The organism is Allobosea sp. (genome assembly GCF_030695125.1).
In the GTDB taxonomy this organism is placed as follows: Bacteria; Pseudomonadota; Alphaproteobacteria; order Rhizobiales; family Beijerinckiaceae; genus Allobosea.
This window is the reverse complement of the sequence record NZ_JAUYTP010000073.1, coordinates 171,456-194,839: the sequence shown is the minus strand read 5'-3', so window position 1 is coordinate 194,839 and position 23,384 is coordinate 171,456. Positions and strand designations below refer to the sequence as shown.

The 23,384-nt window shown below is 66.6% G+C and carries 19 protein-coding genes; 3 read left to right on the top strand and 16 right to left on the bottom strand.

All coding sequences use genetic code 11. The features are described 5' to 3' along the window. The 5 genes from Q8S38_RS22175 to Q8S38_RS22155 all read right to left on the bottom strand — a co-directional run. Nucleotides 1-260, bottom strand: a 260-nt coding sequence (locus Q8S38_RS22175) for a GTP-binding protein (RefSeq protein WP_305682507.1), incomplete at its 3' end; no start/stop codon positions are given. A gap of 183 nt (nucleotides 261-443) precedes the next feature. Beyond that, on the bottom strand, nucleotides 444-2,192 hold the full coding sequence (locus Q8S38_RS22170; protein WP_305682506.1) for a TRAP transporter large permease: 1,749 nt from the start codon (nucleotides 2,190-2,192) through the stop codon (nucleotides 444-446). After that, a complete protein-coding gene (locus tag Q8S38_RS22165) occupies nucleotides 2,189-2,857 on the bottom strand; it encodes a TRAP transporter small permease subunit (protein ID WP_305682505.1) in 669 nt (222 codons plus the stop codon). Before Q8S38_RS22165 ends, Q8S38_RS22170 begins: the two co-directional genes overlap by 4 nt. Before the next feature lie 72 nt (nucleotides 2,858-2,929). Continuing rightward, nucleotides 2,930-4,066: a TRAP transporter substrate-binding protein gene (locus Q8S38_RS22160; protein ID WP_305682504.1), complete on the bottom strand. Its 1,137-nt coding sequence runs from the start codon at nucleotides 4,064-4,066 to the stop codon at nucleotides 2,930-2,932. Next, nucleotides 4,056-4,259, bottom strand: a complete 204-nt coding sequence (locus tag Q8S38_RS22155) for a hypothetical protein (protein WP_305682503.1) — start codon at nucleotides 4,257-4,259, stop codon at nucleotides 4,056-4,058. Before Q8S38_RS22155 ends, Q8S38_RS22160 begins: the two co-directional genes overlap by 11 nt. A 116-nt stretch (nucleotides 4,260-4,375) precedes the next feature. Here Q8S38_RS22155 and Q8S38_RS22150 point away from each other — a divergent pair, with 116 nt between their 5' ends. Then, complete coding sequence (locus tag Q8S38_RS22150) at nucleotides 4,376-5,455, top strand: linear amide C-N hydrolase (protein WP_371125945.1); 1,080 nt, start codon at nucleotides 4,376-4,378, stop codon at nucleotides 5,453-5,455. 43 nt (nucleotides 5,456-5,498) lie between these two features. Here Q8S38_RS22150 and pncB read toward each other — a convergent pair whose 3' ends face one another. Then, nucleotides 5,499-6,800, bottom strand: coding sequence for a nicotinate phosphoribosyltransferase (gene pncB / locus Q8S38_RS22145; RefSeq protein ID WP_305682502.1), 1,302 nt, complete (start codon nucleotides 6,798-6,800; stop codon nucleotides 5,499-5,501). A 228-nt stretch (nucleotides 6,801-7,028) separates the two neighbouring features. Here pncB and glpD point away from each other — a divergent pair, with 228 nt between their 5' ends. Next, the gene (gene glpD / locus Q8S38_RS22140; RefSeq protein ID WP_305682501.1) at nucleotides 7,029-8,537 is read left to right on the top strand and encodes a glycerol-3-phosphate dehydrogenase; all 1,509 of its coding nucleotides are present in this window, start codon (nucleotides 7,029-7,031) and stop codon (nucleotides 8,535-8,537) included. A gap of 157 nt (nucleotides 8,538-8,694) precedes the next feature. Here the strand turns inward: glpD and Q8S38_RS22135 are convergent, their stop codons facing one another. The 10 genes from Q8S38_RS22135 to Q8S38_RS22090 all read right to left on the bottom strand — a co-directional run bounded on the left by Q8S38_RS22135 (nucleotide 8,695) and on the right by Q8S38_RS22090 (nucleotide 21,411). Next, nucleotides 8,695-9,912: a M23 family metallopeptidase gene (locus Q8S38_RS22135; protein WP_305682500.1), complete on the bottom strand. Its 1,218-nt coding sequence runs from the start codon at nucleotides 9,910-9,912 to the stop codon at nucleotides 8,695-8,697. A 202-nt stretch (nucleotides 9,913-10,114) separates the two neighbouring features. Next, nucleotides 10,115-12,838, bottom strand: a complete 2,724-nt coding sequence (gene tssH / locus Q8S38_RS22130; RefSeq protein ID WP_305682499.1) for a type VI secretion system ATPase TssH — start codon at nucleotides 12,836-12,838, stop codon at nucleotides 10,115-10,117. Between the two features lie 17 nt (nucleotides 12,839-12,855). Next, entirely contained in the window at nucleotides 12,856-13,926 is a 1,071-nt protein-coding gene (gene tssG / locus Q8S38_RS22125; RefSeq protein WP_305682498.1) for a type VI secretion system baseplate subunit TssG, read from the bottom strand. Next, complete coding sequence (gene tssF / locus Q8S38_RS22120; protein WP_305682497.1) at nucleotides 13,923-15,884, bottom strand: type VI secretion system baseplate subunit TssF; 1,962 nt, start codon at nucleotides 15,882-15,884, stop codon at nucleotides 13,923-13,925. The genes tssG and tssF overlap by 4 nt, the downstream gene beginning before the upstream one ends. Before the next feature lie 5 nt (nucleotides 15,885-15,889). Further along, the gene (locus Q8S38_RS22115; RefSeq protein WP_305682496.1) at nucleotides 15,890-16,438 is read right to left on the bottom strand and encodes a GPW/gp25 family protein; all 549 of its coding nucleotides are present in this window, start codon (nucleotides 16,436-16,438) and stop codon (nucleotides 15,890-15,892) included. Nucleotides 16,439-16,565: 127 nt separating this feature from the next. Next, nucleotides 16,566-17,048 (bottom strand): Hcp family type VI secretion system effector, encoded by a 483-nt coding sequence (locus Q8S38_RS22110; RefSeq protein WP_305682495.1) that lies wholly within the window; start codon nucleotides 17,046-17,048, stop codon nucleotides 16,566-16,568. A gap of 142 nt (nucleotides 17,049-17,190) precedes the next feature. Beyond that, on the bottom strand, nucleotides 17,191-18,696 hold the full coding sequence (gene tssC / locus Q8S38_RS22105; RefSeq protein ID WP_305682494.1) for a type VI secretion system contractile sheath large subunit: 1,506 nt from the start codon (nucleotides 18,694-18,696) through the stop codon (nucleotides 17,191-17,193). Between the two features lie 15 nt (nucleotides 18,697-18,711). After that, complete coding sequence (gene tssB / locus Q8S38_RS22100; RefSeq protein ID WP_305682493.1) at nucleotides 18,712-19,245, bottom strand: type VI secretion system contractile sheath small subunit; 534 nt, start codon at nucleotides 19,243-19,245, stop codon at nucleotides 18,712-18,714. Between the two features lie 122 nt (nucleotides 19,246-19,367). Then, the gene (locus Q8S38_RS22095; RefSeq protein ID WP_305682492.1) at nucleotides 19,368-20,789 is read right to left on the bottom strand and encodes a type VI secretion system protein TssA; all 1,422 of its coding nucleotides are present in this window, start codon (nucleotides 20,787-20,789) and stop codon (nucleotides 19,368-19,370) included. Nucleotides 20,790-20,856: 67 nt separating this feature from the next. After that, nucleotides 20,857-21,411 carry an OmpA family protein gene (locus tag Q8S38_RS22090; protein ID WP_305682491.1) on the bottom strand — a complete coding sequence of 185 codons (555 nt, stop codon included), beginning with the start codon at nucleotides 21,409-21,411 and terminating at the stop codon, nucleotides 20,857-20,859. Between the two features lie 116 nt (nucleotides 21,412-21,527). Between Q8S38_RS22090 and Q8S38_RS22085 the strand changes: the two genes are divergently transcribed. Next, a complete protein-coding gene (locus tag Q8S38_RS22085) occupies nucleotides 21,528-23,381 on the top strand; it encodes a type VI secretion system Vgr family protein (protein ID WP_305682490.1) in 1,854 nt (617 codons plus the stop codon). Nucleotides 23,382-23,384: the final 3 nt, after the last annotated feature.

Below are 23,384 nucleotides of genomic sequence, written 5' to 3'. Positions count from 1 at the left end.
CTGCCGGCGATGTGTCGGGCAGCCCGGCGACCGCGGCGCGCAGCCGTCTCGTACTCGACGTGAGCGGTCGAGATCGTGATGCCGCGGGCCTTCTCCTCGGGGGCCTTGTCGATCTGGTCATAGGCCGTGAACGTAGCCCCGCCCGACTCCGCCAGGATCTTCGTGATCGCAGCCGTCAAAGACGTCTTGCCATGGTCGACGTGACCAATCGTTCCAATGTTGCAATGCGGCTTCGTGCGAGCGAATTTCTCTTTGGCCATGACACCCTGTTCCTGATCGACGGCCCTACGCGGCCGGAAAACGCGGTCGCATTAGGGGGTTTTGGCAGCGAATGCAAGGTTGCCCCGGATCCGCGCCCGCGATCACGCCGCTCGCCCTGCAGGGCGCACGCGGCAGCGCAGGATCGGGGCACGCCGGCTGCTCTGCAGACGCGGCCCCGGCCCTCAATTTCCGTACAGATACTCCGGCAGCCACAGCGTCAGCCCCGGCCAGAGATACATCAGGACCATGCAGAGGATCACGATCAGCATATAGGGCATCATCCCGGCGAAGATCTGGTTGATCGTGACATGGGCCGGCGCGACGCCCTTGAGATAGAAGGCCGACATCGCGACCGGCGGCGACAGGAACGCCGCCTGCAGGTTCACGAAGACCAGCACGCCCCAGAGGATCGGATCGATGCCGAAATGCTTCAGCATCGGCAGGAAAATCGGCACGAAGATCACCAGGATCTCGGTCCATTCCAGCGGCCAGCCGAGGATGAAGATGATCAGCTGCGACAGGATCATGAACTGCAGCGAGGACAGGTTCAGCGACAAAACCCAGCTCTCCAGCAGGGCCTGACCGCCGAGCAGCGCAAACACCGCCGAGAAGATCGCCGACCCGACGAACAGCCAGCAGACCATCGAGGTCGTCTTGGCGGTCAGGAACACGGCTTCCTTGGTGCGCTTCCAGTTCAGCGTCCGGGCATGGAAGGCGAGCAGGAACGCGCCGGCCGCCCCGACCGCAGCCGACTCGGTGGCCGTCGTGATGCCGAACAGGATGACCGCGAGCACGATCACCGTCAGCAATCCCAGCGGGGCGACGGCGTCGGTCAGCAGTCGGATGATCTCCAGCCGCTCGGCCGACATCCGGCGGTAGTAGCGCGCCATCAGCGCCGCAAAGCCCAGTGCGATGGCCCCGTACCACCAGTAGAACGCGGGCGCAGGGCCCTTCTGGGCGTCGGTCGGCTCGTCGGGCGGCAGATCGGGCGATCCGAGCTGTTCGACCGCCGTGACCGCTTCGATGGCGCCGGCCTGCTGGTGGATGACGACATACCACCACACCAGGGCGAGCGTTCCGGCGACGATGGTCAGCGGCACCAGCGCATAGGCGAAGGCCCGCAGGACATCGCCATAGCCGACACGCTGTCCATCGCGATCGATCAGCAGCGCCTTCGCCGGAGCGATCAGCGCCTTGCCCAGCGCCGTGAACATCCGCCCGCCATAGGCCTCGCACAGAGCCTGCGTCCAGGGCGGGACCGCGACCCGTGTCGCCTCGGGGGGCAGCTTCGGTGCGACCCTGGGGTTCAGGAGTGCCCAGCCGATGATGTAGAGCAGGTAGAGAAACGCCAGGAAAAAGCCCGGAAACATCGCGGCGGCGTAGAGCTTGACCACCGACTGACCCGCCACTGCGGCATAGACGATGATCATCACCGAGGGCGGGATCAGGATGCCGAGCGTGCCGCCGGCGGTGATGACACCCGATGCCAGCCGCACATCGTAGCCGGCCTTCAGCATCGGGTTGAGCGCGATCACGCCCATCAGCACGACCACCGCGCCGACCAGCCCGCTCGCGATGCCCCAGAAGGTGCAGACCAGCAAAGTCGCGACCGCCAGCGCCGCCGGCACGTTGCGGAAGGCGAGCTGCACCGCATGGAACATCTTGTCGACGAGCGCCCCGCGCTCCATCACATAGCCCATCAAAACGAAGAGCGGGATCGAGATCAGGACGTCGTTGGTCATGGCGCCATAGGTGCGCTGAACCATCAGGTCGAAGACCCTGTTGGCGTACCAGACCTGCGTGGGGTCGTAGAACGCCACATAGCCGAACAGCATCCCCAGCCCCATCAGGGTGAAGGCGGTCGGGAAGCCGAGCAGGATGACGACGACGATGAGGCCGAGCATGCTCAGGCCAAGGGCGGGATCGCTCATGGGTGCCGGTCTCCGCCGAGGCCGCGCTGGCGAGCCGCTTCGTCGATGCTGTGGGTCCGCTCGATCGCGGCCTGCCGCGTCGCCTCGTCGATATGCTCGCTGGCGGCGAGCTGCTCCTCGACCACGTCGATCTCGGCGACGTCCTTGAGCCGCGCCGGCCAGGCGCCGGTCTTCAGGCAGACGATACAGCGCACGATTTCCGCCAGGCCCTGCAGCAGGACGAGTGCGCCGGCAACCGGAATGACGGTCTTGAAATGATAGACCGGCGGGCCGTCCGCCGTGACGTTCGAATGCTCGCCGATGCGCCAGGAATCCCCGGCATAGCTGTAGCCCGCATAGACCAGCGCGCAGATGCCCGGCAGGAAGAAGAGAATGTACAGGACCAGATCGAACGACGCCTGCGTCCGCGGCTTCATCGAGCTGTAGAGAAAATCACCTCGCACATGGCCGTTCTGCGCGAGCGTATAGGCGCCGCAGAGCATGAACAGCGTGCCATAGAGCATGTTGCTGGCGTCGAAGATCCAGGCGGTCGGCGCGTTCAGGATGTAGCGCTTGAACACCTCGGCGCAGACCAGCAGCATCAACCCGATGATCAGCCAGGCCGCGAGCTTCCCGAAAAATGTACTGATGCTGTCGCAGGCGAGAAGGACTTTCTCGACGCTCATGCCTTGACCTCGCAAGCAGGCACCATGGCCCGCGCCGAAGCGCGGACCATGGCCGGTGTCATCGACGGGGGCTCAGAGCTTGGCGGCGACGCCGTTGGGACCCCAGTAGTGGTCAAAGGCCATCTTGCGGTTGACCACCGTATCCTGCTCCCAGCGCGTCGCGCGCTTGGCGAAGGCGAGCTGCGACTTCAGGATTTCGGCGAAGAGCGGGTTTTCGGCCGCCTTCTTCTTCGCCACCTCGTCATAGAGTTCGAGCTGGCGCTTCAGGATCGCATCGGGCGTCTTGTAGAAGCGCACCTTGTCCTTGGTCTGCAACTCGACATAGTCCTGCGAGTAACGGTCGATCGCCTTCCACGACATCTCGGCCGAGCCGGCCTCGACCGCATTGGTGATGATCGCCTTCATCTTGTCGGGCAGCGCGTCGAACTTGGTCTTGTTGAACATGATCTCGAACTGCTCGGCGTTCTGGTGATAGCTTTGCAGCATGCAGACCTTCGAGACGTCGGCAAAACCCAGGATCCGGTCGGAGCTGGCATTGTTGAACTCGGCCGCATCGAGCAGGCCGCGGTCCATCGCCGAGACAATTTCGCCGCCCGGCAGCGCATTCACGGCCAGGCCCATGCCGGTAAAGATGTCGATCGAGATGCCGACGGTGCGGTATTTCAGCCCCTTCATGTCCTCGAGCTTGGTCACCGGCTTCTTGAACCAGCCCAAAGGCTGCGTCGGCATCGGGCCATAGGGGAAGGACTGCACATTGGCGCCGATCGAGGCATAGAGCTTGGCCAGCAGCTCCTTGCCGCCGCCGTATTTGTGCCAGGCGAGCAGCATGTTGGCGTCCATCGCATAGGCCGGGCCCGAACCCCACAGCGCCAGCGCCGTCTGCTTGCCGTAGTGGTAGACGAGCACGCCATGGCCGCCATCCAGCGTGCCGCGCGAGACCGCTTCGAGCAGGCCGAAGGCCGGCACGACCGCGCCGGCCGGCAGCACCTCGATCTTCAGGTCGCCGCCGGTCATGTCGTTGACCTTCTTGGCGAAATCGAGCGCGTATTCGTGGAAGATGTCCTTGGACGGCCATGTGCTCTGCCAGCGCATGGAAATCGGCCCCGATTGCTGGGCGATCGCGGGCGCAGCCACCGTCGCGGCGGTGGCGACCAGCGAGGTCTTCAGGAATTTACGGCGTGACTCTCCGTTGGTCTTTTCAGACTTCATGTGTTTCTCCCTCTGCAAGCACCACTTTTTCTTGTGGCGTCTTGAACGCAGCAGAGCAGGAAGAATTACCCGACGCAAGAGCCCGATACTGATCGACAATCGGCAGCGCAACGCCCGCGTTCTCAACTTGCTGCGACGGACAAATGCGCAGGTTGCCATCCGCCCGCGCCGCCTCGATCAGAGACAAACTCATCGCTGCGCAGAAACGCCTCCCGGCCGCCAAGCTGATCAGTCGGTTTTTCACTGCATCATGGACGCAGAGAGCCGCAGACGTTAGCTTTTGAGCCGTCTTTTCAAGGGAGACCGCCCGTGCGCCGCCGACCTTCCCTGACACTCTGGCGCCGGCGCATCGGCGCTCTGCTGTTCGCCTCAGTCCTGCTGGCCGATGTGGCGGCGCTCGCCTGCACCCGCTTCGTCTATCACGGCGCCGATGGGCGCGTTCTGACGGCGCGGACGATGGACTGGAAAAGCGACATTGCGACGCACCTCTGGATCCTGCCGCGCGGCACGAACCGCAGCGGCGAGACGGGAGCCAACTCGCTGCGCTGGACCTCGAAATACGGCAGCGTCATCGCAAGCGCCTATGACGTCTCCAGTGCCGACGGCGTCAACGAGGCCGGGCTGGCAGCCAACCTGCTCTGGCTGGTGGAATCCCAGTATCCCAAATTCGAACCCGGTTCGAAGCCGGGACTGAGCATCTCCGCCTGGGCCCAGTATGTCCTCGACAGTTTCGGCACCGTGGCCGAAGCAGTCACGGCTCTGCGAGCCGAGCCCTTCACCATCGTCACCGACTCGGTTCCAGGCGAGCAGCTCATCGCGACTCTGCACCTGTCACTGTCTGACGCCAGCGGCGACAGCGCCATCATCGAGTACATCGGCGGGCGCCAGGTCATCCATCACGACCGCAAGCACCAGGTCATGACGAACTCGCCGATCTTCGAGCAGCAACTCGCCCTCAACGCCTATTGGCGGCAGATCGGTGGCACGGTCATGCTGCCGGGCACCAACCGCGCCGCGGACCGCTTCGCGCGGGCCTCGTTCTATGTGAATGCGATCCCGAAATTCGAGGAGCCGGACCGCGCGGTGGCCAGCGTGTTCAGCGTGATCCGCAACGTCTCGGTGCCGTTCGGCCTGAGCACGCCCGACGAGCCCAATATCTCGTCGACCCGCTGGCGCACCGTCGTCGATCACGCCCGCAAGCTCTATTTCTTCGAATCCGCGCTGACGCCCAACGTCTTCTGGGTCGACCTGAAGAAGATCGATTTTTCAGCTGCCGGAGGGGTGCGTCGGCTCGACCTGGGCAAGGATCAGACGACGATTCACGCTGGCGACGCGACGGGCGCCTTTGTGCCGTCCGCGCCTTTCGTCTTTCTCGGAGCCAAGGGCTGACGCGGAGCCAAGAGCTGACGCGGAGCCAAAGGCTGACGCGCGTTCAGGGGCCTGCGGTCGCCAGGGGCTCGCCCGTGCCGAACACCCGCCGGTAGCGCGCCACGGTCTCCCCCTGCCCCGAAACCTTCTCGGGATTGTCGGAGAGCTTCACGGCTGGCCGTCCATTGGCCTTCGTCACCTTGCAGACCAGCGACATCGGGTCGAGCGCGCGCGAGCCGTCGGGCGAGCAGCCGACGAGGTCGTTGGTCAGGTCGGTGCCCCAGCCGAAGGCCATCCGGACCTTGCCGTCGAAATGCCGGTAGACGCGCTCGATCGCATCGACGTCGAGCCCGTCGGAGAAGACCAGCAGCTTCTCCTTCGGATCGCGCCCGCGTGTGCGCCACCAGGCGATAATCTCCTCGCCGGCCGGTATGGGTGGCGCCGAATCGGGCCGGAACCCCGTCCAGTCGGCCACCCAGTCCGGCGCATGGCGCAGGAAGCCGCTGGTGCCGAAAGCGTCCGGCAGGGCGATCAGCAGATTGCCGCCATAGACCTGTCGCCACTCGTCGAGCACGCGATAAGGCGCCTGCAGCAGGGCTTCGTCGCTGTCGGCGAGCGCCGCCAGCACCATCGGCAGTTCATGGGCATTGGTGCCGATCGCCTCGAGATCATTGTCCATCGCCAGCAGCACGTTGGAGGTGCCGCTGAAGGCGGGCCCCAGCCCCTCCTTCAGGGCCTCAACGCACCAGCGCTGCCAGAGATGCCCATGGCGGCGACGCGTGCCGAAATCCGAAAGCTTCAGATTCGGCAGCTGCTGCAGCCGCTCGACCTTGTCCCACATCTTCGCCTTGGCGCGGGCATAGAGCACGTCGAGCGCGAAGCGCTTCTGCCCGACCATGACGCGGCGCGCGCGCAACTCGTTGACGATGGCGAGCGCGGGCACCTCCCACATCGTCGTGTGGGTCCAGGGCCCCTCGAAATGCAGCTCGTACTGCCCATCGACCTGGCGCAGCTCGTATTCGGGCAGCTGGAAATCCGCGAGCCAGGCGATGAACTCGGGCGAGAACATCTGCCTCTTGCCATAGAAGGAATTGCCCGCGAGCCAGATCAGCTCCTTCTTGGAAAAGCGCACCTCGCGGGCATGGTCGAGCTGGGCGCGCAGCTCCGCCTCGTCGACGATGTCGGCCAGCCGGATCTGCTTCGAACGGTTGATCAGCGAGAAGGTGACCTGCACCTGCGGGTGGAAGGCCCGGATCATCTGCAGCATCAGCAGCTTGTAGAAATCCGTATCGAGCAGGCTGCGGATGATCGGATCGAGCCGCCAGCCATGATTGTAGGTCCGCGACGCGATATCGGTGACGGTCATGGCGGCGCGGGTCCGGGCGTTCTGGGCAAGAGCGGCAAGGCGTGAGGCAGTCCCCGCCATCTGACCGCTCTCGGGTCACTCGCGCAAGCCGGGACGGCGGGCCGCAGGCTCGTCGCGTTGACACGTCCGGTGATCTCGGCAAGGAGCAGCCTGTGTCGGCGGCGGCCTGCGCGGCCCGCCGGCTCGCCCAGGGTAGCGGCGTCGAGAGCAACAAGGCCTGATCTGCGCATGACCGATACGCCCACGATCTATGATCTCGCCGTCATCGGCGGCGGCATCAATGGTTGCGGCATCGCCCGCGACGCGGCAGGGCGCGGCGCCTCCGTCGTCCTCTTCGAGAAGGACGACCTCGCCAGCGCGACCTCCTCGGCCTCGACCAAGCTGATCCATGGCGGGCTGCGCTATCTCGAGCATTACGAGTTCCGGCTCGTGCGCGAGGCGCTGATGGAGCGCGAGCGGCTCTGGGCGATCGCCCCGCATATCATCTGGCCGCTGCGCTTCGTGCTGCCGCATCACAAGGGCCTGCGCCCGGCCTGGCTGCTGCGTCTCGGCCTGTTCCTCTACGACCATATCGGCGGCCGCAGGAAGCTACCGGCGACGCGGACCCTCGACCTTTCGCGGGACGCGGCCGGCAAACCGCTCAAGGACAGTGGGGCCACAGCGTTCGAATATTCCGATTGCTGGGTCGAGGATTCGCGCCTCGTCGTGCTCAACGCCATGGACGCCGCCGCAAAGGGCGCCGCGATCCACACCCGCAGCCGCGTCGTCTCGGCCGATCGCGAGGGCGACTTCTGGCGCATCACGAGCGAGCGGGACGGTGTCAGCAGCAGCGTGCGGGCGAAGGCGCTGGTCAATGCAGCCGGGCCCTGGGTCGGCGACGTGCTCGGCGGTGTCGTCCGCTCGAACACCAAGGCCGCGGTCCGCATGGTCCAGGGCAGCCATATCGTCGTGCCCCGGCTTTACGAGCACGACCGCTGCTACATCTTCCAGAACGCCGACGGGCGCATCATCTTCGCCATCCCCTATGAGCGCGACTTCACCCTGATCGGCACGACCGACAGCGATTATCGCGGCAACCCTGCCGACGCGAAGGCAACGCCCGAGGAGATCGACTATCTCTGCGCCGCGGCAAGCGAGTATTTCCGCGAGCCGGTGACCCCGGCCTCCGTCGTCTGGACCTATTCCGGCGTGCGCCCGCTCTACGACGACGGCGCCTCAAAGGCGCAGGAGGCGACGCGCGACTACGTTCTGACGCTCGATGCGCCGCAGGGCCAGGCGCCCCTGCTCTCCGTCTTCGGCGGCAAGATCACGACCTATCGCCGCCTCGCCGAATCCGCGCTGGAGAAGCTTGCCCCCCATGCCGCCTGGGCGGCGCGCCCGACCTGGACCGTGACCGGCACGCTGCCGGGCGGCGATTTCCCCGTCGAGGGCTATGAGGCACAGGTCGATGCGCTGGCCGCAGCCCACCCCTGGCTCGCCCGCCCGACGCTGGCGCGGCTGGTGCGGGCCTATGGCACCCGGGCGCGCGACATCCTGCAGGGCGCATCCAATGAGGCCGATCTCGGCCGCCATTTCGGCGCCGATCTCTACGAGCGCGAGGTTCGCTACCTGATGCGGGCAGAATGGGCGAAACAGGCCGCCGACGTGCTCTGGCGCCGCAGCAAGCTCGGCTTGCGCCTCTCGGTGCCGGAGCAGGAGGCGCTGGAGGCCTTCATGGCCGAGGCGGCGGCGGCCTGAGCCGTTTCAAGCCAAACCAACCCGTCATCCTGGACAAGCGGCGAAGCCGCGCAGGCCGGGATCCATCAGAGGTCGACGTCCTGCCCGATGATGGATCCCGGTCGACCTTCGGTCGCCCAGGATAACCGCTGAGGGTCCACATCAGGCCTGGCAGGCCTCACCGCACGCCCGGCGGCAGCGAAGGCTGCGACAGCCGGTTGCCGATCTCGATGAACTTCAGCGGGTTGGTCGCCTCGCCCGCCAGTCGCGTCTCGTAGTGCAGATGCGGGCCGGTCGAACGCCCGGTCGAGCCGAGGCGGCCGATGATCGCCCCGGGCGGGACGATCTGGTCCGGCTTGACGTCGAACGCGCTGAGATGCGCGTAGCGCGTCGTGAGCCCGTTGCCATGGTCGAGTTCGACCAGATTGCCATAGCCGCCCGCGACCTCCGCCCGCAGCACCTTGCCGGCGCCCGCGGCGCGGATCGGCGTGCCGGTCTCGCCGCGGAAATCCATGCCCGAATGCATCGCCGCCGCGCCGGTGAAGGGGTCTGTGCGCATGCCGAAATTGCTCGTCGTGCTGTCGTCGCCCTCGAGCGGGCGGCGCAGCGGCACGATCTGCGCCAGCTCGCGCCAGCGCCCGAAAGTCGCCTGCGCTTCGCCGAGCTGCAGCACGCGATGCTCGAAGCTGCCGGCGCGCATCGTCACCGAAAGCGGGATCAGCGGCCCGCCCATCGCCTGCCGCACTGGGGGCAGCCGGACCTTGCCGACGTCGAGCCCGAGATCGGCCAGCGCCGCCCTCACCTCCTGCACCCGCCCGGCGAGGCGCAGGCCCAGCGCCGAGACCTGCTGGCCCTGCGCCTGGTCGATGCGGTCGAGCGATTGCTGCAGCAGCGCCACGCGCTCGGGGAGCGGCATCGTCTCCTCGGCCCGCAGCGCGACGGCCGCCAGGCGCTTCTGCGGGGCGACGACGGCCGGGTTGATATGCTCCAGGATGTTGCCCTGGAACGGATCGACGGCCGCCAGCCCCCCGCCCCCGCCCGGCGCCTGCGCGCCGCCGCTGGGCAGCACGGGCGCGACCGCCTGGCCCGTCAGCGTGCCCAGCAGGTTCTGCCGCGCCTCGAGCTCGATCTGCCGCGCGATCAGATCGGCGAGCTGATCGTCGCCACCGCCCTCGCGTGGCGCGGCGCCGGGTGCGCGCTGCGTCGCGATCGAACTCACGAGGCGGCGGGTCAGGACCCGCATGCGCTCATCATGGCTCGCCTGGAGGATCTGCTGCTCCTGCTGGAGCGCGGCCACCACCGCCTTCTCCTGGTAGAGCAGCCATGTCGCGATGCCACCCCAGGCGATGCCGAGAACGGCCGCCAGCAGCACCAGGATGCGGCCGAACCGCCCCACGCGCGAGGGTCTACGGCGCCGGCGGGCCGAGCCATCCGACGCATCGTGCTGCCGCTCGGCCCTGCCTTCGGAGCCCGACCGGCTCTTTAGCCGCGCTGGTTGCAACATCCGCCGCCCTCTCCCTGCCGATGCTCCGCCGCCGGGGACGATAGCGCACTTTCACGGTCGGTCGCGACCGGGCCGGAGCGGGCCCGGAACCTGCTCACGACACGGCGTAGGCGAAGGCGCCGTTCTCGACCGAAACCTTCGCCTCCGTTAGCGGCTTCTTCTCGAGCTGGAGGCCGAGGATGGCGCGCGAGAGCGCCGGCAGCATCGAGTTGGTGACGATGTTGTCGATCATGCGCCCGCCTGAATCGGGGTCGTTGCACTGCGCCACGATGTGCGCGACCACCGCGTCGTCATAGACGAAGGCAGCCTCGTGGTTGTCGCGGATGCGCTTGCCGATGCGGCCGAGCTGCAGCCGCACGATGCCGCCCAGCATCTCCGGCGAGAGCGGGTAGTAGGGGATCGTCACCAGGCGCCCGATCAGCGCCGGCGGGAACACCTTGAGCAGCGCTGGCCGCAGCGCCACCGCGATCGACTCCGGGTCGGCGCGCTGCGCCGGGTCGGAGGCCATCGCCATGATCTCGTCGGTGCCGACATTCGAGGTGAGGATGATCAGCGTGTTCTTGAAGTCGATGCGCCGACCCGTGCCGTCCTCCATCACGCCCTTGTCGAAGACCTGGAAGAACAGCTCGTGGACGTCCGGGTGCGCCTTCTCGATCTCGTCGAGCAGGACGACCGAATAGGGCTTGCGCCGCACGGCCTCCGTCAGCCGCCCGCCCTCGCCATAGCCGACATAGCCGGGAGGCGCGCCCTTCAGCGTCGAGACGGTGTGCGCCTCCTGGAACTCGGACATGTTGATGGTGATGACGTTCTGCTCGCCGCCATAGAGCTGCTCGGCCAGCGCCAGCGCCGTCTCGGTCTTGCCGACGCCCGACGGGCCGCAGAGCATGAAGACGCCGATCGGCTTGTTGGGATTGTCGAGCTTGGCGCGGTTGGTCTCGATGCGCCGCGCGATCATCGCAAGCCCATGATCCTGGCCGACGACGCGCTTGTTCAGCGTCTCCGCCAGCTTCAGCACCGTCTCGATCTCGTCGGCGACCATGCGGCCGACCGGGATACCCGTCCAGTCGGAGACCACCGAGGCGACCGACTGCTCGTCGACATGGGCGTAGATCATGCGCTGCGCCGGGTCGATCTCCGACAGCGCCGCGAACTTCTCGGCCAGCGCCGCGCGCGCCGCGGCCGGGTCCGGCGTCTCGGCCGGGGGCGGTGCTTCCGCGCCCGACTCCTCGGCCCCGACCTGCTGGGCGACATCGGCCTTGGGATCGGCGGTCGCGGCCGGCGTCTCCGCAAGCTTCGCCCGCAGCGCCTTGATTTCCTCGACGATGGTGAGTTCGCTCGCCCAGGCAGCCTCCAGCGCAGCGAGCTTGCTCTGGCCTTCGGCGGTCTCGACCTCGATCTCGGCCAGCCGCTTGGCGGTGTCGCCTCCGAGATCCTGGTCGGCCATCAGCGCCGCCTTCTCCTGCGCCAGCGCGGCGAGGGCGACGCGCGCATCCTCGATCGCGGCCGGCGTCGCGCTCTGGCTGATCGCGACGCGGGCGCAGGCCGTGTCGAGCAGGCTGACCGCCTTGTCGGGCAGCTGGCGGGCCGGGATGTAGCGATGCGACAGCGTCACAGCGGCGACGATCGCGGCATCCGAGATGCGCACCTTGTGGTGCTTCTCCATCGGGGCGATCAGCCCGCGCAGCATGGTGCAGCAGCGCGCCACGTCCGGCTCGTCGACATTGACCGGCTGGAAGCGCCGGGTCAGCGCCGGGTCCTTCTCGAAATACTGGCGGTATTCCGACCAGGTCGTCGCCGCGATGGTCCGCAGCGTGCCGCGCGCCAGCGCGGGCTTGAGCAGGTTGGCGGCGTCGCCCGTGCCGGCCGCTCCGCCCGCCCCGATCAGCGTGTGCGCCTCGTCGATGAACAGGATCACCGGCGTCGGCGAGGACTGCACCTCGTCGATGACGGAGCGCAGGCGCTGCTCGAACTCGCCCTTCATGGAGGCGCCGGCCTGCATCAGCCCGATGTCGAGCGCGCAGACGCGCACGCCCTTGAGCGGCGGCGGCACGTCGCCCGAGGCCACGCGCTGGGCGAAGCCCTCGGCGATGGCCGTCTTGCCGACGCCGGCCTCGCCGGTGAGGATCGGGTTGTTCTGGCGCCGGCGCATCAGCACGTCGATGACCTGGCGGATCTCGTCGTCGCGGCCGAGGATCGGGTCCATCGTGCCCGTGCGCGCCTTGGCCGTGAGGTCCTGCGAAAAGCGGTCGAGCGCGGTCGTCCCCTTGGCGCCCTCGGCCTGTTCGGCGCCGGGCGTGCCGGCCGCCCGCAGGCCCGAGCCGTCCATCGGCCGCAGGTTCTCCTCCTCCGAGGCTTCCCAGACCTTGGCGTGACCGGCGGCGAGCTCATCGACCGGGATCTTGGCGAACTCCTTCGAGATGCCGGTCAGCACGCGGCGCAGATCGTTCGACTTCAGGATCGCCACCAGCACATGGCCGGTGCGGATCTGCGTCTCGCCGAAGAACAGGGTGGCGTAGTGCCAGCCGCGGTCGAGCCCGTCGACGATGTTGTTGGCGACGCCGGGCATCTCCGTTTCGTTCTTGCGGAAGCCCTCGATGACGCCGCCGATATCGCCAGCGAGCTTGCCCATGTCGAGGCCGTAATGCTGCGCCGTCAGGCCGATATCGGTCGCGGGCCGCAGCAAGATCTGGGCGAGCCAGTGCGCCAGCTCGACATTGCGGTTGCCCGCGCCCTTGGCCTGTCGCAGCGCCTGGATGAAGGCCTCATAGCCGACCCGGTTGAGCTTGCCTGTGACGGCTTCGAGACTGATATCGGCCATGATGGTCTCCTCGGACGTCAGGATGTTCGGGTGTTGGGTTTTGAACGCGCCCGGCTGCGTTGCTCGCGCAGGCGCTCGGCGGGGTGGAAACGCGCATCGCGCCGCAGGGCGCCGGGCGGGGCATCCCAGTTCGGCGACATCCAGCTCGTCCAGCCGAGCTGGCCGAACTGCCCCAGCCGTGCCGGCTTGACCTGCCCGACCGGCAGCGCCAGCTCGACATCCCACTCGAAGGGCTCGCCGAGATGGAAGAAGACGGCGTCCACCAGCTTCTCGCAGCGGTCGCCGCTGGGCAGGAAGCGCGAGAACTCCTCGAGATCGCGCGCGACGATGCAGATCCGGAACTTGTCCTCGACGCTGTAGACGCTGGCGCCAAGCAGCGCGTCGCCACCCAGCGTGCAATGCCGGTGGCCGAGCCTCGTCCGGTCGGCCGGGTCGAACACCAGCCGCATCCCGACGAACTGCTCGATCTCGACCTGCGCCTTGAACAGCCCGGCCAGCAGCCCACGCAGCCGCGAGGCCGACTTCGCCTGGGCGCCGATCAACCCGGCATGGGTGAGCTTCTCCGCATCGGGCACGCTGTCGCGGTTGAGATAAGGCGCCGAGCCCAGCCCGATCTGGCTGCCGACATAAGCCGCGAACCGGTCGAGGTCGGGACGGTCATGCTGCGCGATCGGCCGCGAATCCGCCCAGGCCCGGAAGAACAGCTGCAGAAACCGGTGGTTGAGGATGTCGAGGAAGCGCGGAAAGGCGTCGTCGCGCGCGATCTGCCAGTGATAGGTTTCCTCGGTGGTCGCCAGCGGCAGCGCGCCCTGCGGACCGAGCAGGCCGAGAAACTTGACGAAGAGGCGCAGGCGCCCCTGCAGATCGCGGTCGGCCTCTGCGATCGTCGAGGCCGGAAAATCGAGATAGGCCTGCTCACCGAGCGCGACATACTCGTCGCGGCGGGCCGCCACATCGCCGATCCGCGGCTTGTCGGGAAAGCTGCGCTCCAGCCGGCGCATGACCGCGTAGAAGTCGAAGCGCCAGGGCTCCTCCTGGAGCTTATCCGCGTAGCTCGGCTCGCGCTGCAGGGGGGCGCTGTCGCTCACAGGATGCGCCTCGACCCGGCGCGCGGTGGCCAGCGCATCACCTCGCCGCGCTCGACGGTGCGGATCACCGTCTGGGTGAAATGGTTCATCGCCGCGTATTCGGCAAAGAAACGGTCGAGCACCGCCCCGAGCAGGAAGACGCCCGAACCCTCGAAAGCCTTCTCGTCGAGCACCACGGTGATCTCGAGCCCCCTCGCCGCCCCCGTCCCGGCGCGCTGCGGAAAGCGCCGCACGACGGGCCGGCTGTCGACGCTCTTGATGCCGCGTATGCGCCGCTCAGTGGCGCTGTCGGCGAGATCGGCAAAGAGCGACAAAAGCTCCCGCAGCGCCTCGCCATTCTGCCCCGCGCCGCGTTGCACGAGGCCGAGATGGTTGAGGCTGAGCAGATTGATCAGCCGCCAGGTGACGACGCCGGTGCTCGCCGTTTCCGAGCGCAGCCGGAGTTGGGAGACGATCGGCTCGCGCGGCGGGGTCGGGCCCGACAGGCAGGCAACATCGAGCGCGACATTGTCGATCAGGCGGAAATCGGCCCCGCTTTCGCCCGTCGGCAGATGCTCCGGCAGGTGCCGGTTGGAGCAGAGCGCCCGCACGCTGAGCTCGGCGACGGATGCGGTATCGGCGACGCCCGCCGGCTCGACCAGCGCGATGAACATGTCCGTGCCGGTGTAGTCCGAGGATCGGCCGGTGCGCCGCTCGGCGACCGAGCGGCGTCGCGGCAGCCGCCGCTGCGTATAGAGCAGCCCATGCGTCGGCGAGGCGCCCTCCGGCGAGGAATAGAGCGGATGCACCGGCTGCTTCTCGCGCCCGCCGACATAATGGGCATGAACGGAGAGGATGCTGTGCGGCTCATAGTCGAGCTGGCGGCTGCGATCGGGCACGACATGGAATTCGTGCTGGTTGCTCTTGACCGGCATGCGATCGACCGTCTTCTCGAACAGGTTGATCGCCGGCGCAGCATAGAGTGCAAACATCGGCTTCTGCACCGCCGCCGCCAGCCGCGTATTGACCTCGTCGAAGAGGAAGATGACGTCGACCGCCTTGGCCGTCAGCTTTGGGATGATCCGCGCCAGCCCGTCGAGCTTGAAACCGAGGAACTTGCGCGGGAACCAGAACATCTCGCGCAGCAGATCGAAGCCGCGGAAGATCCGGGTGTCGCCGGGCAGCAGCGCCTCGTCCTCGCGAAAGCCGAGCTGCTCCAGCGACACGCCGTCGGCAGGCGTGATCACGGGATCGCCGAACGCGTCGAGATGGCGGAAATAGATGCCGACGCAATCGCCGAAGAGCTGCTCGTACAGCGCCACCGCATCGGCTTCGGCCCCGAGCAGGTGGACCGTCAGATCCTTGCATCGACAGCCCGAGAACCAGCTCGTCGGCGTCTTCAGCGCCTGCGCGGCCGAGGGCTCCTGCGCCGCATCGGCCATGGTGCGGTGGGTCAGCGACAGGCGCAGCCCCGACAGCACGCGATGGTCGGTCGAAAGCCCCAGCGCCTGCAACGGCCCCGGCGCGGGGATGTACTCCGCCGCCGCGATGTCGAAGGGCCACATCGTGATGTCGGCGCCGAGCCGGTAGCGGCAGGCGACGCGGCGCTCGCGCTCCAGATAGGTCGCATCGATATAGGCGCCGCGCGGGATTGTCATGCCCTCGCGCAGGCCGGGATCCGAGAAGGGCGGACGGATGCCGGCCAGCAGCGCGGACGGCGTCGGCGCGAGGTAGTTCGGGATCAGTTGCTCGAGCAGGTTGTTGGTGAACTCGGGAAACTCGTGCTTCAGTTTGAGTTGCACCCGCGCCGCCAGGAAGGCCGCGCCCTCGAGCAGGCCGCCGACCATCGGATCCATGCGCTCGCCGACGAGCCCGCCCAGCCTTTCGGCAATCCCGGGATACTCTTCGGCGAATTCCTTCGTATGCTCCGTGAACAGCCGGAGCTCCTGGTTGTACGCGTCGAGGAACTCCTGGTTCATCGTCCCTATCGGCTCCTGATCGCCATCTTGCCGGTGTCCAGTTCGAGATCGGCGACGAACTGGACGGGGATGTTGAGCGGCTCGCAGTTCAGGTCCGCCCGAACCAGAAAGCGCACCTTCAGTTCGGCCCTGTCGAGCGACTGGTCGCGCTCGACCGCGATCGTGTCCCGGATCAGCCTCGGCTCATAGCCGAGCAGCACCGTCACCATGTCCTGGGCGATGAGATCGACGCGATGCTCGTCGATCGTCCGGCTCGCCAGATCGGGAAAGCCGTGGTTCAGGATCGACCGGCCGACATGCTCGTGTTGCGACAGATCGACCGACGCGGCGAGATTGATCGTGTTGACCAGCCCGTCGAGGTCGATCGCGATCTCGCGGCGCAGCTTGGATTCCGTGATGGCGGCGCGGGGCGCGGCACGGCGCTGGGCGATCACCCGCTCGCCGCCGGCATCGCGCAGATCGAGCGAAACCTTCGCATCCTTGTCCAGATGCGCCTCGCGAAACGCAAACATCAACGGCGGCCGCAGCCGCTTCTTGGAGATCGGGCCGTTCATCGTACCCCGCACCATAGGCCGCTCGCACGCCCTGTCGAAACGTCAGGCAAGCACGATGGCCGTCGCGGCGCTTCTCCGCAACGGCCATCGATCAGACGGCGGACCGCAGTCCGGTCCGCCGCCGGTCTCACTTGGCGTTCTTCTTCAGATCCCAGGTCATGGTGACCGGAGCATCGAGCGTGCCGTCCTTCTTCTGCGGCTTGTACTCGTACTTGATCTTGGCGAAGTTCAGCGAGAACTGGTCGGTGGGGACCGTGGTGCCGCCGGCGGCGTCGCCGGACTGGTAGCTCGACACCAGCAGGTCCTCGAGGGTGATGGTGTAGTACTCCTGCTGATCCTCGCCCTGCTTGCGGACATGCAGCACCGCCTTGGAGATGTGCTTGCCGTTGGCGCAGGAGAGCGCGAGCGTCGGCGAGGCCTTGCCGACCGACGAGGTGAAGTGGATGTCCTGGAAGTTCGCCTTGCCGGCGCCGCCGCCCTGGCCCGACGCATGGGAGCCGGCGTTGCTCACGCCCCAGGAGAACGAGTCGACCTCGATCATGTCCTTGAGCTTCTTGTCCTGGCTCTCGCCCTTGATGCCGTCGATCTCGAGAATGAAGTCGGTAGCCATGATGATCTCCTCTGGTTGGGAATGTGGGGAAACTCGGTCGGAAAACCCGGATACTGGACGCAGTTCTCCTGTGCGCCCGGTCGCGAACGACACGGGCGCCTGGGGCCTTCTGGGCTGACGTCACCGGCTGGTCAGGTGGCGGTCAGGTCTTGGGAGCTGGCAGGCGTGAGACCAGGCTCAGGCCGATATCCATGCCCTCGAGCTGGAAATGCGGCCGGAGATAGAACTTGGCCGAGTAGTAGCCGGGGTTCTCCTCGTCCTCGAAGACGTCGATGCGCGCATCGGAGAGCGGGCGCCTCGCCTTCGTCTCTTCGCTGGAATTGACCGGATCGCCGTCGACATAGTCGGTGATCCACTCCTGCAGCCAGCGCCGCAGCGGCTCCTTCTCCTTGTAGGAACCGATCTTGTCGCGCACCATGCACTTCAGGTAGTGCGCAAACCGCGACACCGCGAACATGTAGGGCAGCCGCGCCGACAGGTTGTCCGAGGCCGTCGCCGCGACCCCGTCGGGGCCCGAGAACGCCTTGGGCTTGTAGAGCGACTGCGCCCCGATGAAGGCGGCCTTGTCGGTATTCTTGCGATGGATCAGCGGGATCAGGCCGGATTTGGCCAGTTCCGCCTCGCGCCGGTCGCTGATCGCGATCTCGGTGGGGCATTTCAGGTCGATGCCGCCATCGTCCGTCGGGAAGGTGTGGGTCGGCAGGTTGAGCACCTCGCCACCCGACTGCACCCCGCGGATGCGCGTGCACCAGCCATACTCCTTGTAGGCGCGGTTGATGTTGACGGCCATCGCATAGGCCGCGTTCATCCAGGCGTAGTTTTCGCCCTTGTGCCCGTCGGTGTCCTCCTCGAAGGCGAACTCCTCGACCGGCTCCGACTTGGCGCCGTAGGGAACCCGTGACAGCACCCGCGGCAGGCACAGCCCGACATAGCGGGAGTCGGCCGCATCGCGCAGGCCCTTCCAGGCCGCATAGTCGGGCGTGTCGAAGACCTTGCTGAGATCGCGCGGGTTGGACAGCTCGGTCCAGGAGTCCATGCCCATCAGCGTCGGCTCGGCGCCGGCGAAGAAGGGGGCGTGGGCGGCCGCCGCGACCTTGGAGAGGTCGCGCAGCAGTTGCACATCCGTCGGCACATGGCTGAAGTGGTAGTCGCCGATCAGGCAGCCGAAGGGCTGTCCGCCGAGCTGGCCGAACTCCTGCTCATAGACCTGCTTGAACAGCGGGCTCTGGTCCCAGCGCGCGCCGGGATAGGTCTTCAGGTTCCGATACAGCTCGTTCTTCGAGACGTTCATCACCTTGATCTTGAGCTGCGCGTCGGTCTCCGAGTTGAAGACCAGGTAGTTCAGCCCGCGCCAGGCGCTCTCGATCTTCTGGAACTCGGGTGCGTGCAGCACCTCGTTCATCTGCTCGGTGAGCTTGGCGTCGAGCCTGGCGATCATCTCCTCGATCGTGTCGAGCACGTCGTTCTTGATCAGCGTCGAGTCCGAGAGCGCCTGGTTGACCAGGGTCGCGATGCCGGCCTCGACCTCGGTCGCCGCCCGCTCGGTCTTGGGCTTGAAGCTCTGCTTCAGGACCGAGGCGAACTCGTCGAGATCACGGGCCTCGGTGGCTGCGCCGCCGGGCTGCTGGGATTGTGCTTCCGCTGCCATTGCCGCCTCGCTCGCTTACTTGTTGTCTTCGGTGGCTGCAGCCGCGGACGGCTTGTCGCCAAGCTTGTCCTTGAGCGCCGCCATCAGCTGCGGATCGGCCAGAAGCGCCTTGATCTGGTCGCTGGCGGCCATCTTGCCGTCCATGAACCGCACCAGGTTGGCGAGTTGTTCGCGCGCCTCCAGCAGCTTGGCCATCGCCGGGATCTGGCGGGCGACGGCGGCCGGGTTGAAATCGTCGAACTTGGAGAACTTCAGCGCCACCGAGAGCTTGTCGCCACCGTCGCCGAGCTTGTTGGGGACGGCAAAGGCGATGCCCGGTTCGATCGCGGCCATGCGCTGATCGAAGTTGTCCATGTCGAAGTCGAGGAACTTGCGCTGCGAAATCTCCGGTTTCTCGACGCCCGAAGCATTGCCCGAAAGATCGGCCATCACGCCCATGACGAAGGGCAGCTCGACCTTCTGTTCCGCATTGTAGGGATCCTCATAGGTGATGTGGACCCGCGGCGGCCTGTTGCGACGGATGAACTTCTGTCCTGAATCTCCGGCCATCGGACCAGCCCCCTCTGCAAGCGCGTCACGAGACGTTGCGTGACAACCTAACCGTTCTTGGTCTCTATCGATATAGTCGCGCCAGACTGGCACGCGGTTCAAGCGGAATACAAACTTCTCACCTAACTGTCGGCCTCGGGCATCATCGCCACATCGGGCAGGATGTTGCTCAGCAAAGCCATGAAATCCTGCTGCGCCAGGGCACAGGCCTTGTCCATCAGCAGCGGCGTCGGATGCGACGGCTCATTCTGGCGGTAGAAAGCCGCAACCGCCCGCATGCCCGCCACCGCCTCGGCGCGGCTGGCGACGTGCCGTGCCGGCGGCACCGCTGGCCCGGCGTCCTCCGCCGGCTGGCGCGAGGCCTCGCCAGACCCGTGATCCGCCTCGCCGCCGTCTTCGTCGAAGGACGCCTCGTCCGAAGGGTCGGCCGCGTCTTCTCCGTCGTCATACCCGTCATCCTCCGCCTGTTCTTCCGGAGCGCCCAGGCGCTCCAGCGGCAGCCGGAACAGGGTGCGGTCGCCGATCTCGATCACGGCCTGGCCGAAGTGTTCGGGAAACATGATCTGGATGACTTCGATCAAGGATTTGCCGATCAGTTGCTGCGCCTGGCCGATCAGGAGAACCGCCGGGCTGGAAGGCTCCATGCGGCGAAAGTAGCCGAGGCAGGCCGCCAGCGTATCCTTCACTTGGAGGATGTCGCCGCAGCCCCCCGGCACGACACTGACACTGCCTGCCGGAGCGGCCGCGCCCGGCGTCGGTTCCGCCGCCGGCATCGCCTGGTGACCGGGCACGCGCCGGACCGCCGCCGCATCGAGGAAGGCGACGATCTGATCGACGAGCGCCGACAGGCGCGGAAAGCTGAGAGCATGATCGGCCCCCATCTTCTCCTGCCAGATCGCGCGGATGGCGGCGAGCGCCTCCGCGATCGCGCGGATGCGCGCGAGCGACGCGGTCAGATCGTCGATATCGATATCGCCCAGCGCCGCCTGGATCATACCCTGGTCGGGATGCTGCTCGCCCTCGACCAGCCTGGTCTCGCCGGTGGCGACGAGTTGGCTGCGGAAGGCGAAGGGCCCGATGCGCCGGCTGACGAAGAGCGGCGCATGCTGCAGCGGCAGCACCACCGTCGGCAGCTCGTCCAGGCTCTGCAGCGCGACCTCGCGCATGACGTAGTCGCCGTCCAGGGCCCGCGGATGCACCGTTTCCCACTGCTGCGCGAGGAGGCTCGCGATGGTGGTTAGGCAGGCCGCGAAACCCGGCACGTCGCGGTTGAGGATCGCGAGCTTGCCGCCCAGCACCAGCACCCTCAGGTCGCGCGAGCGCTCCAACAGCTTGCCGAGATCGGAAAAGGCGGCCGGAAACTCGATCTGGCTGCGGTCGAACGCGATCTGCCGGCCATCATCGTCGCGCCTGAAATACTGCGCCGGCAGCGCGACCTCCAGCCGCGCCGTGACGTTCATGAAATCGGCGTCGTCCTCGAGATCGGGCCCGCTCGGATCGTCATCGGAGATCGCGCCCGCGAACTCAGCGAAATTCAAAGCCATCGTCCTCACCGGTTACGCATGCGGCCGACCGACCGCCGGAAAGATCCGAGAGGCACGGCACCTTGGCTCACTCGCTCTTCAGCCGCGTCTCGACCCGGCGGTTCTCGCCGGCGAACGGATCGGCGACGATGGGCTTGCTCTGGCCGTAGCCACGTGCCTCGAGCTTGGCCGCATCGACGCCGCGCTCGCCGAGATAGCGCACCACGGCCTGCGCGCGCCGCTCCGACAGCTCGAGATTGTAGGAGGGGGTCCCGGCGGCGTCGGTATGCCCTTCGACCACAAAGCGGCTCGCGCCCAGCTGGGGCGCCTTCAGCGCCTTGGCGAACTCGTCGAGATTGCCCCGCGCCTCGGGCTCGATCACGTCGGAATTGTATTTGAACCGCACGACCAGATCGAATGCGGCCACCGCCGCCGGCTTCACAGCATGGCCGGCGCGGCTGCAATCGGCCTCCGTGCCGATGCACAGCCCGCGGGTGGTGCCCGGCGCCGGCGGCTGCGCCGGGGTGAAATGCTTGATGATATCGTCGGCCTTGTAGGTCTGCGCCTGGACCGGCAGCGCTGGCCACATGTTCAAACCAGCGGAAAGGATGGCGACGGCTGTCATCGTGGCTTGCTTGCGCATGGCCCCCCTCCCGTTTAGCCTTGAGCCGGCGGCTCAACATAGAATGCGCAAAGCATGACTCGCTGCATTCGCTACGTCAATAACAAAATAGCATCCAAGACCGTGAGGTTTCGTTGATGTCCGCCGATCTCCGACAATTGCAAAGAATGGCCTCGTTCACGACGCCGCTTGGGCAAGACGTGTTTTCACTTGTCCAGTTTGAAGCCGACGAAGCTTTGAGCGAACTCTTTACATTCTCTGTCGAGGCCAGCAGCAAGACTGAGAACGCCGACCTGCAGAGCATCATGAGCCAGAAGTGCTCGGTCAAGATGGCGCTCAAGAACGGTACCGACCGGATCTTCAACGGCACGCTGGTCGCGGCCGAATGGGTCGGCAAGGAAAACGACCTCTACCTCTACCGTTTCACGCTGCGGCCCTGGCTGTGGCTCCTGTCGCAGCGGGCCGACTGCCGGATCTTCAAGAACAAGACCGCGATCGAGATCATCAAGCAGATCTTCGGCAAGGAGGAGAGCGCGAGTTTCGAGGACAGGACCAGCGACGCGCTGCAGCCGATCGAATACTGCGTCCAGTATCGCGAAACCGATCTCGCTTTCGTACTCAGGCTGATGGAGCAGTACGGGATCTACTATTATTTCAAGCATATCGATGGCGATCACAAGCTGGTGCTGTCGGATTCGCGCTCCTCGCATGACCGCGTCCAGCCCGCGGCCCAGCCCAGCTTCGCGGGCGCCGGATCGGCCTACCCGCTGATGCCGGCCTCCAGCCGGAACCCGCGCCATATCGAGCACATGACGCATTGGTCGACGATGCGGCGGCTGCGCACCGGCAAGATCGCCCTCAAGGACTACGATTTCGAGCAATCAGGCTCGGATCTGACGGCCCGCGCCGAGGAGGGCTTCGACAAGGCGAAGTCCTACGAGGCCTATGACTACCCGCGCACCTACACCGTCCGTGACGAGGGCGAGCATTTCGCCCGCGTCCGCGCCCAAGCGCAGCAGGCGGCAGACGATCGCCGCCATGCGTCGGGCGATGCCCCCAGCCTCTGTCCAGGCTCGCTGATGACGCTGGCGGCGCACCAGACCGCCTCGGAGAACATCGAGTATCTCGTCGTCCGGGCAAGACACACCTTCAGCGGACAGAGCTACCGCTCGGGCAGCGTCGACGAGTCGCTCTACGGCGGCTCCTATGAGCTCCAGAAGAGCGACCGGCGCTTCCGCGCGCCGCTCGCGACGCCCCGCCCGACGGTCCACGGCCCCCATACCGCCAAGGTCGTCGGCGAGGGCAACGAAGGCGAGGAGGGCGACATCGACGTCGACGAGTTCGGCCGCATCTTCCTGCGCTTCCACTGGGACCGCGAGGACGGTTCGACCTCCTGCCGCACCCGCGTCGCGCAGATGTGGTCGGGCCGGAACTGGGGCGGGCAGGTCATCCCCCGCATCGGCCAGGAGGTCGTGGTCGAGTTCCTGGAAGGCAATCCCGATCTGCCGCTGGTCACCGGCACGGTCGTCAACGACCAGCACAAGCCCCCCTATGATCTGCCTGGCAACAAGACCCAGTCCGGCCTCAAATCGGAATCGACCGACGGCGCCGGCTTTGCCGACTGCTACAACGAGATCAAGTTCGAGGACCGCAAGGGCGCGGAGGTCTTCAGCCTGCAGGCGGAAAAGGACCATGAGGTCCTGGTCAAGAACAAGGAGACCCGCGAGATCGGCCCCGACTATGCCGACGGCGGCTATTCGCGCGAGACCACGCTGAAGAACGGCAACGACAAGCTCCATGTCCAGAACGGCAAGCTCGATGTCGAGGCGCTGACCGAGATCAACCTCAAGGTCGGCGAAAGCACGATCAAGATGCTGCCCGCCAGCATCGAGATCTCGTCGCCGACCATCACCATCAAGAGCGTCGCCAAGACCGAGGTGCTGAGCGACGCCATGGTCATCGTCAACGGCGCTCTCGTGAAGATCAATTGAGGG

Bases quoted from the DNA above. Each gene is read 5' to 3' on its own strand.
- Q8S38_RS22160 (WP_305682504.1), bottom strand. From the start codon at position 4,066: ATGAAGTCTGAAAAGACCAACGGAGAGTCACGCCGTAAATTCCTGAAG.
- pncB (WP_305682502.1), bottom strand. From the start codon at position 6,800: ATGACCGTCACCGATATCGCGTCGCGGACCTACAATCATGGCTGGCGG.
- Q8S38_RS22115 (WP_305682496.1), bottom strand. From the start codon at position 16,438: ATGAACGGCCCGATCTCCAAGAAGCGGCTGCGGCCGCCGTTGATGTTT.
- Q8S38_RS22095 (WP_305682492.1), bottom strand. From the start codon at position 20,789: ATGGCTTTGAATTTCGCTGAGTTCGCGGGCGCGATCTCCGATGACGAT.
- glpD (WP_305682501.1), top strand. From the start codon at position 7,029: ATGACCGATACGCCCACGATCTATGATCTCGCCGTCATCGGCGGCGGC.
- tssB (WP_305682493.1), bottom strand. From the start codon at position 19,245: ATGGCCGGAGATTCAGGACAGAAGTTCATCCGTCGCAACAGGCCGCCG.
- tssH (WP_305682499.1), bottom strand. From the start codon at position 12,838: ATGGCCGATATCAGTCTCGAAGCCGTCACAGGCAAGCTCAACCGGGTC.
- Q8S38_RS22165 (WP_305682505.1), bottom strand. From the start codon at position 2,857: ATGAGCGTCGAGAAAGTCCTTCTCGCCTGCGACAGCATCAGTACATTT.
- Q8S38_RS22170 (WP_305682506.1), bottom strand. From the start codon at position 2,192: ATGAGCGATCCCGCCCTTGGCCTGAGCATGCTCGGCCTCATCGTCGTC.
- Q8S38_RS22155 (WP_305682503.1), bottom strand. From the start codon at position 4,259: ATGAGTTTGTCTCTGATCGAGGCGGCGCGGGCGGATGGCAACCTGCGC.
- tssC (WP_305682494.1), bottom strand. From the start codon at position 18,696: ATGGCAGCGGAAGCACAATCCCAGCAGCCCGGCGGCGCAGCCACCGAG.
- tssF (WP_305682497.1), bottom strand. From the start codon at position 15,884: ATGAACCAGGAGTTCCTCGACGCGTACAACCAGGAGCTCCGGCTGTTC.
- Q8S38_RS22085 (WP_305682490.1), top strand. From the start codon at position 21,528: ATGTCCGCCGATCTCCGACAATTGCAAAGAATGGCCTCGTTCACGACG.
- Q8S38_RS22090 (WP_305682491.1), bottom strand. From the start codon at position 21,411: ATGCGCAAGCAAGCCACGATGACAGCCGTCGCCATCCTTTCCGCTGGT.
- Q8S38_RS22110 (WP_305682495.1), bottom strand. From the start codon at position 17,048: ATGGCTACCGACTTCATTCTCGAGATCGACGGCATCAAGGGCGAGAGC.